This window comes from Enterobacter sp. BNK-29 (assembly GCF_048684785.1).
GTDB lineage: Bacteria > Pseudomonadota > Gammaproteobacteria > Enterobacterales > Enterobacteriaceae > Enterobacter > Enterobacter cloacae_M.
Map to the genome: position 1 here is coordinate 2,466,485 of NZ_JBLQTU010000001.1, position 14,587 is coordinate 2,481,071.

The 14,587-nt window shown below is 56.7% G+C and carries 11 protein-coding genes and 3 tRNA genes; 10 read left to right on the plus strand and 4 right to left on the minus strand.

Going from position 1 to position 14,587, the window contains the following annotated elements:
- Positions 1-14 precede the first annotated feature (14 nt).
- From mscM to rsgA, 3 genes are all read right to left on the minus strand, one after another.
- Positions 15-3,338 (minus strand): miniconductance mechanosensitive channel MscM, encoded by a 3,324-nt coding sequence (gene mscM, locus ACMGGX_RS11800; protein ID WP_039261016.1) that lies wholly within the window; start codon positions 3,336-3,338, stop codon positions 15-17.
- 19 nt (positions 3,339-3,357) lie between these two features.
- Positions 3,358-4,326 carry an archaetidylserine decarboxylase gene (asd, locus tag ACMGGX_RS11805; protein ID WP_033144458.1) on the minus strand — a complete coding sequence of 323 codons (969 nt, stop codon included), beginning with the start codon at positions 4,324-4,326 and terminating at the stop codon, positions 3,358-3,360.
- Between the two features lie 97 nt (positions 4,327-4,423).
- The gene (rsgA, locus tag ACMGGX_RS11810) at positions 4,424-5,476 is read right to left on the minus strand and encodes a small ribosomal subunit biogenesis GTPase RsgA (protein ID WP_023334242.1); all 1,053 of its coding nucleotides are present in this window, start codon (positions 5,474-5,476) and stop codon (positions 4,424-4,426) included.
- 107 nt (positions 5,477-5,583) lie between these two features.
- Here rsgA and orn point away from each other — a divergent pair, with 107 nt between their 5' ends.
- From orn to ACMGGX_RS11830, 4 genes are all read left to right on the plus strand, one after another.
- Positions 5,584-6,129 carry an oligoribonuclease gene (orn, locus tag ACMGGX_RS11815; protein WP_023310130.1) on the plus strand — a complete coding sequence of 182 codons (546 nt, stop codon included), beginning with the start codon at positions 5,584-5,586 and terminating at the stop codon, positions 6,127-6,129.
- Between the two features lie 196 nt (positions 6,130-6,325).
- Positions 6,326-6,401 (plus strand) — tRNA-Gly (locus ACMGGX_RS11820).
- Positions 6,402-6,437: 36 nt separating this feature from the next.
- Positions 6,438-6,513 (plus strand) — tRNA-Gly (locus ACMGGX_RS11825).
- A gap of 36 nt (positions 6,514-6,549) precedes the next feature.
- Positions 6,550-6,625, plus strand: a tRNA-Gly gene (locus ACMGGX_RS11830).
- Positions 6,626-6,895: 270 nt separating this feature from the next.
- On the opposite strand, the gene queG is transcribed toward ACMGGX_RS11830, so the two are convergent.
- Complete coding sequence (gene queG, locus ACMGGX_RS11835) at positions 6,896-8,035, minus strand: tRNA epoxyqueuosine(34) reductase QueG (RefSeq protein WP_121932348.1); 1,140 nt, start codon at positions 8,033-8,035, stop codon at positions 6,896-6,898.
- On the opposite strand from queG, the gene nnr reads away from it, so the two are divergent.
- The 6 genes from nnr to hfq all read left to right on the plus strand — a co-directional run bounded on the left by nnr (position 8,034) and on the right by hfq (position 14,562).
- Positions 8,034-9,557, plus strand: coding sequence for a bifunctional ADP-dependent NAD(P)H-hydrate dehydratase/NAD(P)H-hydrate epimerase (gene nnr / locus ACMGGX_RS11840; RefSeq protein ID WP_420298392.1), 1,524 nt, complete (start codon positions 8,034-8,036; stop codon positions 9,555-9,557). The genes queG and nnr overlap by 2 nt on opposite strands.
- Positions 9,550-10,011, plus strand: coding sequence for a tRNA (adenosine(37)-N6)-threonylcarbamoyltransferase complex ATPase subunit type 1 TsaE (tsaE, locus tag ACMGGX_RS11845; protein ID WP_013095283.1), 462 nt, complete (start codon positions 9,550-9,552; stop codon positions 10,009-10,011). The genes nnr and tsaE overlap by 8 nt, the downstream gene beginning before the upstream one ends.
- Positions 10,012-10,027: 16 nt before the next feature.
- Positions 10,028-11,368 (plus strand): N-acetylmuramoyl-L-alanine amidase AmiB, encoded by a 1,341-nt coding sequence (amiB, locus tag ACMGGX_RS11850; protein WP_420298393.1) that lies wholly within the window; start codon positions 10,028-10,030, stop codon positions 11,366-11,368.
- Positions 11,369-11,377: 9 nt separating this feature from the next.
- Positions 11,378-13,222, plus strand: coding sequence for a DNA mismatch repair endonuclease MutL (mutL, locus tag ACMGGX_RS11855; RefSeq protein WP_420298394.1), 1,845 nt, complete (start codon positions 11,378-11,380; stop codon positions 13,220-13,222).
- Positions 13,215-14,165, plus strand: a complete 951-nt coding sequence (miaA, locus tag ACMGGX_RS11860; protein WP_023310135.1) for a tRNA (adenosine(37)-N6)-dimethylallyltransferase MiaA — start codon at positions 13,215-13,217, stop codon at positions 14,163-14,165. Before mutL ends, miaA begins: the two co-directional genes overlap by 8 nt.
- 85 nt (positions 14,166-14,250) lie before the next feature.
- Positions 14,251-14,562 carry an RNA chaperone Hfq gene (gene hfq, locus ACMGGX_RS11865; protein ID WP_023334248.1) on the plus strand — a complete coding sequence of 104 codons (312 nt, stop codon included), beginning with the start codon at positions 14,251-14,253 and terminating at the stop codon, positions 14,560-14,562.
- Positions 14,563-14,587 lie beyond the last annotated feature (25 nt).

A 14,587-nucleotide genomic window follows, 5' to 3' on the forward strand; every position in this document is an offset into this window, starting at 1 on the left:
TTGCACCGCTTATCTTACAAACTTCCCGCCGGGCGCGTACGCGCCGCTGACGTCAGCGTTCTTCCCGTTTTACGCCCGTCCAGGCTTTCCAGGCGCATCTGGAACGGTGGGAACGGCATATCAATACCGTGCTCGCGGAAGCCCGCCAGAATCAGCTGATGGATCTCATGGCGCAGCGGCATACGGTGTCCCATTTCGGCGGCATAAATACGCAGCTCGAAAATCTGGATCCCCTGCTGTAAATCCACAAGGAATACTTCCGGCGCCGGGTTGTCGATTACCAGCGAGCAGCGCTCAGCGGCAGTGTAGAGGATCTGGGTGACCTCTTCGCTGTTGGCGTCCGACGGCGCCGGTACCGTCAGCACCACGCGGGTAACGGAGTCTGACAGCGACCAGTTGATGAACTGCTCGGTGATAAACGCCTTGTTTGGCACGATGATCTCTTTCCGATCCCAGTCGCTGATCGTCGTCGCACGGGTGTTGATCTTCGTGATGCTGCCGGTCAGATCGCGAATCGTTACGGTATCGCCAATACGGATCGGTTTTTCGAACAGAATGATCAGGCCAGAGATGAAGTTGGCGAAGATCTCCTGTAAGCCAAAACCTAACCCTACACCAAGGGCCGCCACCAGCCACTGCAGCTTCGACCACTCAATACCGATCATCGAGAAGCCAACCAGCCCGCCAAACAGCATGATCAGATATTTGGTAATGGTCGTAATCGCATAGCCTGTACCCGGCGTTAAATCCAGATGCTGCAGCAGCGCCAGCTCCAGCAGCGCCGGGAAGTTGCGCACCAGCTGAGTGGTGATGATCAGCACCAGAATGGCAATCAGCACCGCCCCTAAGGTAATCGGCTCCAGGCTTTCAACGCCCTGCACCGTAGACGTTACGTCCCAGAGAGAGATGTTCTCCAGGAAGCCGAATGCGGAGTGGATCTCTGACCACAGGAAGATGACCGAGAGGAGGGCAATCAGCATCAGTATGGAACGAACCAGGCGCAGAGACTGGGTACTGATGGCATCCAGATCCAGCTCGACTTCGTCCGCTTCCGTTGTGCCTTCCGTACTGTTGACGTGGTTTGGCTCTTCCTCACCCCGCGCGCGCTGGGCGAGGATCTCCGCCCGACGATGCTTGGCTCGATCAAAGGCCAGACGGCGGCGCTGGATCAGCATCCAGCGGCGGATCACGTGGTACACCACCAGCAGCAGGAACCAAATGGCCACCGAGGTTTCCAGCCGCGCCAGCAGCGCCTGCGCGGTTGCCAGATAGCCTACCGCTGCTGCCAGCATCGCAAACAGCGGCGCGCTAAGCAGCAGGTTCCAGAGCAGCCGGTTGAACATGTTTTCGCCGCTGCCGGATTTATCGAGATAGAGCGGAATACCCGCGCGTTTCAGGCTGAGCGTAACGATGGCCAGCGCCCCGCATATCAGCATAAAGCAGAGGCGCCCCAGTGAGCCTGAGAACTCCCGGTCGTTGAGATTATCGAACATGATCAGCGCCATAATCAGCGGCACAATCAGCCCGATGCTCATCAGGTAGTAACGCATGGCGCGCGCAACGCGATTACGCGGCCAGCCAAAGTGGGTGATGAACAGGCCATTGGGGCGCGCGAAGGTGGCGCAAATCATGACCACCCACAGCAGCGGCACCGTGGCGGTGACGCCATCGCCAATTGCGACCGCGAGCGGATAGGGCCAGGCTTCCCGCAGGCCATACCCCAGCGTCATCCACAGCACCGGCAGCGGGGAGGCGACAAGAATCGACCAGAATACGGTGCGCAACGTCAGCCAGAAGTGATCCTGGGTGACTTTCCCGACCCTGGAGCTGGAACGCTCCAGGAAGCGGGTGAAATGCCTGCGCGAGTAAATGCTGAAGCCCACCAGAATCAACGCCCCGAGCAGCGGGAAAATGGTCTCTTTGCTGGTAAACATCATCACGCTGGCCTGTCCCAGCTGGCTGACGGTGTCCAGCGAAATCAGACGGCGCAGGTCCTGAACAATCTCAATCGGCCACGAGAATGTCATCGGACGCACGTCGGACGTCCAGAAGAGATAACGGTGCGTAGCCTCGTTCACCTCTTTCAGCGCATCTTCCAGCTGGCTGTTGGAGACTTTTAGCTTGGTCAGCTCCAGAATCAGCGTATCCCCGCCCTGGAGCAGAGAGTTCAGCAGTTCACGCTGGGTACGCAGCTGGGCTTCCAGAATACGGTTTTGCTCGCTGGTCAGGGGCTGTCCGTCAGCCTGACGGATCTGGCGGATTTGCGGCTGCTTATTAAGAAGATCTTCAAAGTGCAGGCGCTGAACGCGCAGCTGGGCCATCTCGGTATCCAGCTGTTGCGGCTTCGGCATTTCCGGCAGGCGCGCGACCTGGGCGCGTAACGCTTCGCCGAGAAGGTTTGATGACCCGAGCCACTGGGACTGCTCGCGCAGGGTGTTGAGCGCCTGGCGAACCTGAAGGGTTTGATTGGTCGCCTGACGCTGCTGGGATGCAACCAGATCCATGCGCTGCGCCTGCTGATTCAGCGCGGCAGAAAGCTCGCGGTTGACCCTGAATTGTTCGTTGATACCGGCAGGCAGGTTTTCACTGTTTTCAGCCAGCAGTTCGGTGCTTTCCAGCGCGCGCTCCGCTTCGCGCTGACGCTGGCTGTTGAGCTGATTGCGCAGGGCCTGGAGATACGCATCCAGCTGCTCGCTCTGCTTCTGAGCGAGTTCAGAGCGCATCCGCGACAGCTCCTGGCGGTTATTGGCGGAGAGCTGCGCCAGCTCCAGCTCATCGACAAGGGCCTTCAGGCGAGCAGATTCTGCCTGCAGGCCCAGATTTTGGGCCTGAGCCTGTGGCGTATTGCCGCTTTGCGTACCCACGCGACGCTCAACTTCATTAAGCTGGCGGCGGGCGTCGGTTTGCTGTTGCGGAAGCTGGCTGAGGGAGTCGGCAATTTCACGCGCTCGCTCCTGCTCCTGCTGGGCAAGGCGGCTCTTTTCCAGAAGCTGGCTGCTGACCTGCAGGATCTCCTGGTTCAGAGCGTCCGAGGTCATGCCTGCGGGCACATCGCGCGGTTCGTCACGCAGATTATTGAGCTGCGCGCGCAGCGTCTGCGAGAGTTTGGGGAAATTGTCGATAACCTGCTGATACTGCTGAGCGCGCTCAAGAGAGCCTTTCCGCTCCTCAAGCGCGTTCAGGGCAGCCTGGAGCGACTCGACGGTCTCTGGCTGAGCGGGTTTGGCCGCTTTTGCCTGCTCCAGTTCCTGGGTTATCTGTTTGGCGTCGGGGGCTGTCGCTGCGTACGCCCCCATGCTGAGGCACCAGGCCATCAGTAGAACGATAATCGGGCGCACGTCAGCGATCCTTCTGTTGTTAGCCTTCGTCTTTTTTGTCGTCAACCAGCGGGCTGGCGTCGTGCTCGGCGTTGATCTCTTCCTGCGGCAGCGGCGCTGGTTCTGCATCCGGCGTCACGAAGGTTTCGGTAGAGACCGCCAGCGGCTGGCCCAGCTTGGTGACCGACAGGCTTTCGAGCTGTTCCGCCAGCTTCACTTTGCCAGGCGCAAACAGGTTGATTACGGTGGAGCCCAGCTTGAAGCGACCCATCTCCTGACCTTTCAGCAGGGCCACAGAGCCTTCCGCTTCACCGGCAGGCCAGGTCCAGCGTTTGATCACGCCTTCGCGCGGTGGGGTGATGGTGCCGGCCCAGACGGTTTCGATGCTGCCTACGATGGTCGCACCGACCAGAATCTGTGCCATAGGGCCAAATTCAGTATCGAACAGACAGATGACGCGCTCGTTACGGGCAAACAGGTTCGGCACGTTCTGCGCGGTCAGGTGGTTTACGGAGAACAGGTCGCCCGGGACGTAAATCATTTCACGCAGGATACCGTTACACGGCATATGCACGCGATGGTAGTCGCGCGGTGACAGATAGGTGGTGGCAAACGTACCGTTGCGGAACAGATCCGCCATCAGGTAGTTACCCGCCAGCAGCGCTTCCAGACTGTAGTTATGGCCCTTCGCCTGCAGGATTTTGTCGTCTTCGATGTTACCCAACTGGCTGATCACGCCGTCTGCCGGCATCACCAGGACGTTAGGGTCGGTGTTCAGCGGGCGCACTTCGTCACGCAGCGGGCGCACGAAGAACTCGTTGAAGGTGCGGTAGCTGGCGGTATCCGGCTTTTGCGCCTCTTTCATATCGACCTTGTAATATTTTACGAAAAGGTCGATGACCAGTTTGGTCAGCCAGCCCGCGCGTTTGCTTGCGCCCCAGCCCGCCAGGCGAGTGAGCCACAGTTTTGGCAGAATGTATTGAAGCGAAAGTTTAAATGCGTTTAACAAGGTAGCCTCCAGGCCATTGTTTTGTCGTTCCTGATCCGGCGTCAAGCCGCCGGAACCTGAAAAAAGGGGACGATTTTAGCGATGCTTAGCTTAGTTGTCAGTTATCAGAATCAGAAAAGTTTTTACGCGTTTTTACGTCTTCCATGCTCTCAAGAATGCGGTGGTAATTCTCGAAGCGGGTTTCCGCGATCTCGCCTTTCTCAACCGCTTCACGGATAGCGCAGCCAGGGTCGTTATCGTGTTTACAGTCGCGGTATTTACAAGCGCCTAAATAATCATGGAATTCGACAAATCCGTTAAAGATTTGTTCCGGCTCAAGGTGCCACAAACCGAACTCACGCACCCCCGGGGAGTCGATCACGTCGCCGCCGTGCGGGAAATGATACAGACGCGAGGCGGTGGTGGTGTGCTGGCCCAGTCCAGAGACGTTGGACACATCGTTGGTCAGTATCTCTTGCTGGAGGCCAAGCAGGTTGTTCAGCAGGCTCGATTTACCCACGCCGGACTGGCCCGCAAAGATGCTGATGCGGTCGGTCAGCGCCTCTTCCAGCGGTTTAAGACCATCTTTGGTGTGGCTGGAGACCATCAGCACGCGGTAACCAATCTTGCGGTAGATATCCATCTGCTCATTCACGAAGGCCATGCCGTCGTCATCCAGCAGATCGATTTTGTTCAACACGATAATCGGTTCAACCTGCAGCGTTTCGCAGGCGACGAGGTATCGGTCGATAATGTTGAGCGAAAGTTCGGGCAAAATCGCCGATACGATAACAATCTGGTTAATGTTGGCAGCAATGGGTTTGACCCCGTCGTAGAAATCGGGACGGGTTAACACGGACGTGCGCTCATGAACCGCTTCAACGATACCTTTTACCGTAACGCCTTCCGCCGCCTCTTTACCCGGTCGCCAGACCACGCGATCGCCGGTAACCAGTGAACGGATGGTGCGACGGATATTGCAACGGTGGATATCCCCGTCGGCGGATTCGACATCGGCATGCATACCGAAACGGCTGATGACTACGCCTTCTGTCGCTTCACCAAACAGGTTGTCGTCATAATCCGGCTTCTCCGAAGTGGTTTTAAGACGGCGCTGGTGGTTGGCGTTTACGCGGCGCTGCTGCCCTTTGGAGAGTTTATTTTTACTCAATCGCGCTGGCTCCTGGTCGCCCGTAAGGGGCAAAACCTCTATGATACACTCTAATTAATACTAGTTAACCTGCTACTGCCGGTTATGCGAGAAGGGTGGAAAATAACATGAGCGCGGATGAAAACAACCTGATTTGGATCGATCTCGAAATGACCGGGCTGGATCCCGAGCGCGATCGCATCATTGAAATTGCAACGCTGGTGACGGACGCTAACCTGAATATCCTGGCTGAAGGGCCAACGATTGCGGTGCATCAGTCCGACGACCAGCTGGCTTTGATGGATGAATGGAACGTGCGCACCCACACCGGCAGTGGCCTGGTGGAGCGCGTGAAGGCGAGCACGTTCGGCGATCGCGAGGCGGAGCTGGCGACGCTTGAGTTCCTGAAACAGTGGGTTCCGGCAGGCAAATCGCCTATCTGTGGGAATAGTATCGGCCAGGATCGCCGTTTCCTGTTTAAGTACATGCCGGAGCTGGAGTCATATTTCCACTACCGCTATCTGGATGTCAGCACCCTGAAAGAGCTGGCGCGTCGCTGGAAGCCTGAAATCCTCGACGGCTTTAAAAAGCAGGGGACCCACCAGGCGATGGACGATATCCGTGAGTCCGTGGCGGAGCTTTCCTACTACCGCGAAAACTTTATTAAGCTGTGATTTTGCGATCCGGCGCCTTGCGTGGCCGGGTTTTTGTCGTTAAATTGTTCAGCTTGCCGATTAATTAAGCATTTGAACTTAATTTCGAAAAAATCGCTTTAAGGGGGGTTGCAGCTAAAAGGATTTCTCGTATAATGCGCCTCCCGTAACGACAGAGAATTACACGTTACGACAGCAACAAAAGCAGTGCAGATTTGCGGGAATAGCTCAGTTGGTAGAGCACGACCTTGCCAAGGTCGGGGTCGCGAGTTCGAGTCTCGTTTCCCGCTCCAAAATTTGAAAGTGCTTCCAAAGCACGGACCACCCAAGCGGGAATAGCTCAGTTGGTAGAGCACGACCTTGCCAAGGTCGGGGTCGCGAGTTCGAGTCTCGTTTCCCGCTCCAAAATTTGAAAGTGCTTTCAAAGCACGGACCACCCAAGCGGGAATAGCTCAGTTGGTAGAGCACGACCTTGCCAAGGTCGGGGTCGCGAGTTCGAGTCTCGTTTCCCGCTCCAAATTCTTCTTAATCTCTAAAATATCCACAGCGAAAAGAGTCGTTGGGGACGTTTTCTATTGTCTCTGAAATATTCTTGTGAACAGAGTTATCCACAGAAACTGTGCTTAACCGAAACAAGGCTAAAGCTTAGCAGGGTGAATAATATCTTTGTAACGCGCTGTATTTAGTAGATAAATTTTCATTTCAAAATGTTATTGAGATCACTTGACCTCTTCTCCAGCCCAGATGGCGCTTGAGTTTGTAATTTTATTCACAGGCTGTGAATAGTTCAGGCATCCCGCGGAAGCCCTTTTTCAATCACCCGCACCAGACGCTGTTTCTTCGGTAGCTGTACCTCGATCGTGCAGGCATTACGCTTCTCTATTTGCTGCGCAATCGCCCATTCTATGTGCTCATCAAGAAGTGGGTGCTCACCTCTTCGGCTTTCAAGCGCCCGAATAATGGCTTCATCCCACGGGGCATTACCCAGCGCGACGGCAACATTACGCAGCCAGCGCAGATGACCGATACGGCGAATGGCCGAACCTTCCGTCACTTTCAGGAACCAGGCTTCGGTCCAGGCGAATAGCTCAACGAGCTGCGGCGCATGCAGCGCCTTACGCGGGCTGAAATCCTCTTCGTCCGTGAGCTGCGAATAGCGGTTCCACGGGCAGATCAGCTGGCAGTCGTCGCAGCCGTAGATGCGGTTGCCAATAAGCGGTCGAAATTCCTCTGGAATGGCTCCTTCCAGTTCGATAGTGAGGTAGGAGATGCAGCGGCGCGCATCAACGGTGTAAGGCTCGACGATGGCACCCGTCGGGCAGATGGTCATGCAGGCCACGCAGCGGCCGCAGCCTTCCTCTACCGGGCCGTCAACCGGCAGCGGTAAATCAATCAGCAGTTCACCGAGGAAGAAGAACGAACCGGCGTCGCGGCTGAGGATAAGTGAGTGCTTACCTGTCCAGCCAAGCCCGGCTTTTTCGGCGATCGGGCGCTCAAGAATAGGCGCAGAATCGACAAAGGGTCTAAAATTCAGCGAAACACAGTGCTGCTGAATAGTTTCCCCGAGTTTTTTTAAACGGTTACGCAAGAGCTTATGGTAATCACGTCCCAGGGCGTACCGGCTGACGTAACCCAGAGAGGGATTTTTTAGCGTGCGCGCAAAGGCCGCGTTGGCAGGCAGATAGTTCATGCGCACGCTGATGACGCGTAATGTGCCCGGTAGAAGCTCGTGAGGGCGGGCGCGCATCATGCCATGACGCGCCATCCATTCCATTTCGCCGTGGTATTGTTTGTCCAGCCAGGCCTGCAGTTTTGGCTCGCTGGCGGAGAGGTCGGTATCGGTAATGCCCACCTTCTGGAAGCCAAGCTCAGCACCCCACTGTTTTATTTTTTGCGCTAATTCATTGAGATCGAGGGGCTGTGACATGACGGACCATACGGTGAAGAAAAACCCCGCAAGTATACCACATTCCATCTGGCATGCGGATGACCTCCGGCGCGCCGAAAAAGAGGCCGCAGACAGCCTCGGGATTACCCTTTATGAACTGATGCTGCGCGCGGGTGAGGCGGCGTTTAACGTTGCCCGCAGCGCGTACCCGCAGGCCGCCCACTGGCTGATTCTGTGCGGTCACGGCAATAACGGCGGCGACGGCTACGTTGTCGCCCGTTTGGCGGTTGCGGCAGGTATCCGCGTGACGTTGCTGGCCCTGGAGAGTGATAAACCGCTGCCGGAAGAGGCCAGCGCGGCGCGGGAGGCGTGGCTTAACGCAGGCGGTGTGATTCATGCGCCTGATATCGTCTGGCCGGAAGAGGTGGATCTGATTGTTGACGGTCTGTTGGGTACCGGGCTACGCAGTGCGCCTCGCGATAACATTGCCGCCCTTATTGAACATGCTAACAGACATTCCGCGCCGGTAGTTGCCCTGGATATTCCCTCTGGCCTGATTGCACAAACCGGCGCGACGCCGGGAGCGGTCATTGAGGCTGCACATACGGTGACCTTCATCGCCCTCAAGCCGGGGCTACTGACCGGTAAAGCACGAGACGTCGTTGGCGTTTTGCACCACCATGCGCTGGGGCTGGAGAGCTGGCTGGCCGGGCAGGAAACGCACCTCGCGCGTTTTGATGCGTCGCAGCTTGCAGCGTGGCTCCCGCCGCGCCGACCAACGTCCCATAAGGGCGATCACGGCAGGTTGGTGATTATTGGCGGCGACCATGGTACGGCAGGTGCAATTCGCATGACCGGCGAAGCGGCTCTGCGCAGCGGTGCCGGATTAGTGCGAGTACTCACTCGCATCGAGAATATTGCGCCTATCGTTACGGCCCGACCGGAGCTGATGGTGCACGAGCTTACGCCCCATGCGCTTGAAGAGAGCCTTGAATGGGCGGATGTAGTGGTGATTGGCCCGGGCCTTGGGCAGCAGGCATGGGGTAAACAGGCCCTGCAAAAGGTCGAGAATTTTCGTAAACCGATGCTGTGGGATGCCGACGCGCTTAACCTTCTGGCAATAAACCCGGATAAGCGTCACAATCGCATTCTGACGCCACACCCCGGCGAAGCCGCGCGCCTGCTTAACTGCAGCGTGGCAGAAATTGAAAGCGATCGCTTACTTTCTGCTCAGCGTCTGGTAAAACGTTACGGAGGTGTTGCTGTTTTGAAAGGGGCAGGAACCGTTGTCGCCAGTGACGAGACGCAGGGCATTATCGATGCCGGAAATGCGGGCATGGCAAGCGGCGGCATGGGCGATGTGCTTTCCGGCATCATTGGCGCATTGCTTGGACAGAAACTTCCCCTTTATGATGCAGCCTGCGCGGGCTGCGTGGCCCACGGTGTCGCGGCGGATAAACTGGCCGCGCGTTACGGTACACGCGGCATGCTGGCCACCGATCTTTTTTGCACGCTGCGGCGTGTTGTTAACCCGGATGTGATTGACGTAGAAAATGACTAATCGAGCGATTCCTTTACCTGATGAACAAGCCACTTTAGAACTCGGCAAGCGCGTGGCGCAGGCCTGTCAGGGGGCAACCGTCATTTATCTGTATGGTGATTTAGGTGCGGGTAAAACCACCTTCAGCCGGGGTTTTTTGCAGGCGTTAGGGCATAACGGGAATGTGAAAAGCCCAACCTACACGCTGGTCGAACCGTACACCCTTGAAAATCTCATGGTGTACCACTTTGATTTATACCGCCTTGCGGATCCTGAGGAGCTGGAATTTATGGGGATTCGTGATTATTTTGCCAACGACGCCATTTGCCTGGTGGAGTGGCCGCAACAAGGTGCGGGTGTGCTGCCTGACCCGGATGTCGAAATTCACTTAGATTACCAGGCACAAGGGCGTGAGGCACGCATCAGTGCTGTTTCCTCATCAGGCAGTTCCTTACTGGCTCGACTGGCCGGTTAAGCGTAGGGATGACGGGATGATAAATCGCGTTAAAGGTTGGTTGTTGGCTGCCACCGTGCTGCTGTGCGCGCAGGCCGGGGCGGCAAACCTCTCAGATATTCAGGTATCAAACGGCGAAAGCCAGGCCCGGATCACGTTCAGTTTTATGGGCGATCCTGAATATGCGTTTTCACAGCCAGACAGCCACAGCGTGGCGCTGGATATCAAACAAACAGGCGTGATCCAGGGGCTACCGCTGCGGTTCAGCGGTAACAATCTGGTGAAAAGTATCCGTTCGGGAACGCCGCAGGATAGCCAGTCGTTACGCCTGGTGGTCGATCTGACCGAAAAGGGCAAAACGAAGGCGGTGAAGCAGCAAAACGGGGCGAGCTATACGGTGGTGTTTACCATCAATGCCGACGCGCCGCCACCGCCTCCACCGCCGCCGGTCGTAGCGAAGCGCGTGGAAGAACCGGTGTATACGCCGCGTCCTTCTGAACCTGCGCGTAATCCGTTTAAATCGCAGAACGACCGCATTACTGCGGCAACCAGCAGCGATACGGTGACGCGCCCTGCGGCCAGCGCGCGACGCGCGACGGTCAGCGGTGACAAAGTGATTATCGCCATTGATGCGGGCCACGGCGGGGAAGATCCGGGGGCGATTGGCCCTGGCGGCACGCGAGAGAAAAACGTCACTATCGCGATCGCGCGTAAACTGCGTTCGCTACTCAATGACGACCCGATGTTTAAAGGCGTGTTGACCCGCGACGGGGATTACTTTATCTCCGTAATGGGACGCTCGGACGTGGCGCGTAAGCAAAACGCGAACTTCCTGGTCTCTATTCATGCGGACGCCGCACCGAATCGTAGCGCGACCGGCGCCTCGGTTTGGGTGCTGTCGAACCGTCGCGCTAACAGCGAAATGGCCAACTGGCTGGAAGAGCACGAGAAGCAGTCTGAACTGTTAGGCGGCGCGGGCGACGTGCTGGCGAACAGCCAGTCCGATCCGTACCTCAGCCAGGCGGTGCTGGATTTACAGTTCGGTCATTCTCAGCGCGTCGGGTATGATGTCGCCACTAACGTATTGAACCAGCTGCAAAGCGTTGGCGTGCTGCATAAGCGCCGTCCAGAACATGCCAGCCTCGGCGTTCTGCGCTCGCCAGATATCCCGTCCATCCTTGTGGAGACGGGCTTTATCAGTAACAACGGTGAAGAGCGTCTGTTGGGAAGCGACAGTTACCAGCAGCAAATTGCCGAAGCGATTTATAACGGTTTACGCAAATATTTTGAGGCGCATCCTCTGCAGTCTGCGCCGCAGAGCGGCTCTGCCCAGACGGCCAGTGCAGCGCTGCCGGGTGAGATGACCGCGACCAACTAAGGAGAATTCATGCCGATTCAGGTTCTACCGCCGCAGCTCGCGAACCAAATCGCCGCCGGTGAGGTGGTGGAACGCCCTGCGTCGGTGGTGAAGGAGCTGGTGGAAAACAGCCTTGATGCGGGTGCCACCCGCATCGATATTGATATCGAACGCGGTGGCGCGAAGCTTATCCGCATTCGCGACAACGGCTGCGGCATTAAAAAAGAGGAGCTGGCGCTGGCGCTGGCTCGTCACGCCACCAGTAAAATCGCCTCTCTGGACGATCTGGAAGCGATTATTAGCCTCGGTTTTCGCGGCGAAGCGCTGGCCAGTATCAGCTCCGTTTCGCGCTTAACGCTGACCTCCCGTACCGCTGAACAGCAGGAAGCCTGGCAGGCTTACGCTGAAGGGCGCGATATGGATGTGACGATCAAACCCGCTGCGCATCCTGTCGGCACGACGCTGGAAGTCCTGGATCTGTTCTACAACACCCCCGCCCGACGCAAGTTTATGCGTACCGAGAAGACCGAGTTCGGCCATATCGACGAGATCATTCGCCGTATTGCGCTGGCCCGTTTCGATGTCACCATCAACCTCAGCCATAACGGTAAGGTGATGCGCCAGTACCGCGCGGTGGCGGAAGGTGGACAGAAAGAGCGTCGCCTGGGCGCTATCTGCGGGACGCCGTTTCTGGAACAGGCTCTGGCCATTGAGTGGCAGCACGGCGACCTGGCTTTACGCGGCTGGGTTGCCGATCCAAATGCGAGCAGTGCTGCGTTCTCTGAGATTCAGTATTGCTACGTGAACGGCCGCATGATGCGCGACCGCCTCATCAATCACGCGATTCGCCAGGCCTGCGAAGACAAACTCGGGGCCGATCAGCAGCCTGCTTTCGTCCTTTATCTGGAAATCGATCCCCATCAGGTGGATGTAAACGTTCATCCAGCCAAGCATGAGGTGCGTTTCCACCAGTCGCGTCTGGTTCACGACTTCATTTATCAGGGCGTGGCCGCCGTGTTGCAGCAGCAGGCAGCGCCAACGCTGCCGCTGGAGAACGACACTCCTGCGCCGCGTCCGCTGCCTGAAAACCGTGTAGCGGCAGGCCGCAACCATTTTGCGGAGCCTGCCGTCGCGCGTGAGCCGGAAGCTCCGCGTTTCTCCCAGGCCGGGAGCGCACCGCGTCCAACGGGCGCGAACTACCCGAATGCACAGCCTGGCTATCAGAAGCAGCAGGGCGCGTTGTACCGCAAGCTGCTGGAAACGCCAGCCGTGGAGCGTAAAGAGCACATTCCCGCCGCTCAGCCTTCTCTGGATGGCCATAGCCAAAGTTTTGGCCGGGTGCTGACGATTATCGCGCCGGATATGGCACTGCTTGAACGTGACGGCAAATTGATGCTTCTGGCACTGCCGGTCGCCGAACGCTGGCTCAAGCAGGTGCAGCTCACGCCAGGTGAAAATGCAGCCTGCGCGCAGCCGCTCTTAATTCCGGTTCGCCTGAAAATATCCCCTAAAGAAACGAGGGTATTGCAGCGCGCAGAGCCGCAGCTGGCGCAAATGGGTATTGAAACTGTGCTCGAACCACAACATGTGACAATTCGTGCAGTGCCTTTACCCTTACGCCAACAAAATTTACAAAACTTGATTCCTGAACTGATAGGCTACCTGGCGCAGCAAACGTCGTTTGATGCCGCCAACACCGCGCAGTGGATCGCCCGCCATCTGGCAAGCGAACACGCGCCGTGGAGTATGGCGCAGGCCATTAGCGTGCTGGCGGAGGTGGAACGCCTCTGTCCGCATCTGGTGAAAACGCCGCCGGGTGGGTTATTACAACCTGTTGATTTACAAACGGCGATGAATGCCCTGAAACATGATTGACGCAAGTAAGGCGAGCCTGCCTAAGGCAATTTTTTTAATGGGCCCAACGGCCTCCGGCAAAACGGCGCTAGCCATTGAGTTGCGTAAAGTTTTGCCTGTAGAGTTGATTAGCGTCGACTCCGCCCTCATCTACCGAGGGATGGACATCGGCACGGCGAAGCCTGACGCAGAAGAGCTGCGTGCAGCACCGCACCGTTTGCTGGATATTCTCGACCCGGCTCAGGCCTATTCCGCAGCGGATTTCCGTCGGGATGCCTTAGCCGAAATGGCCGAGATAACGGCGGCGGGACGTATACCGCTGTTGGTTGGCGGAACCATGCTCTATTTCAAGGCGTTGCTGGAGGGGTTGTCACCTCTGCCATCCGCGGATCCGGAAATAAGAGCGAAAATTGAGCAGCAGGCGGCAGAGCAGGGTTGGGACGTTTTGCATCAGCAACTGGCGGAGATTGACCCGGTTGCAGCAGCACGGATCCATCCAAATGATCCGCAAAGGCTTTCCCGGGCACTGGAAGTTTTTTTCATTTCGGGTAAAACTTTAACGGAACTGACGCAAACGTCAGGAGACGCTCTGCCGTATCAGGTGCATCAGTTCGCCATCGCCCCGGCGAGCCGTGAACTGCTCCATCAGCGAATTGAGCAGCGTTTTCATCAGATGTTAGCTTCAGATTTTGAAGCAGAAGTGCGGGCGCTATTTGCCCGTGGAGATTTGCATACGGACATGCCTTCCATTCGTTGTGTGGGATACCGCCAGATGTGGTCGTATCTTGAAGGTGAGATTTCATACGATGAAATGGTTTATAGAGGTGTTTGCGCCACGAGACAGTTAGCGAAGCGCCAGATCACCTGGTTACGCGGTTGGGAGGGGGTTCACTGGTTAGACAGTGAAAAACCGCAACAGGCGTTAAACGAAGTGATTGAGGTTGTTGGTGATATCGCTCACTGAATGTGTACAATTGAGACGTATCGTGCGCAATTTTTCAGAATCGCAAGGTTCTAAGTACAAAACAAGCATATAAGGAAAAGATAGAATGGCTAAGGGGCAATCTTTACAAGATCCGTTCCTGAACGCATTGCGTCGGGAACGTGTTCCAGTTTCTATTTATTTGGTGAATGGTATTAAGCTGCAAGGTCAGATTGAGTCTTTCGATCAGTTTGTGATTCTGTTGAAAAACACGGTCAGTCAGATGGTCTACAAGCACGCTATTTCTACTGTTGTTCCGTCCCGTCCGGTATCTCATCACAGCAATAACGCTGGCGGCGGCACTGGTAGTAACTACCATCATGGCAGCAGCGCGCAGGGTTCTTCAACGCCGGCGCAGGACAGCGACGAGACCGAATAAGGTTTCGCACTGTTATCCACACGGG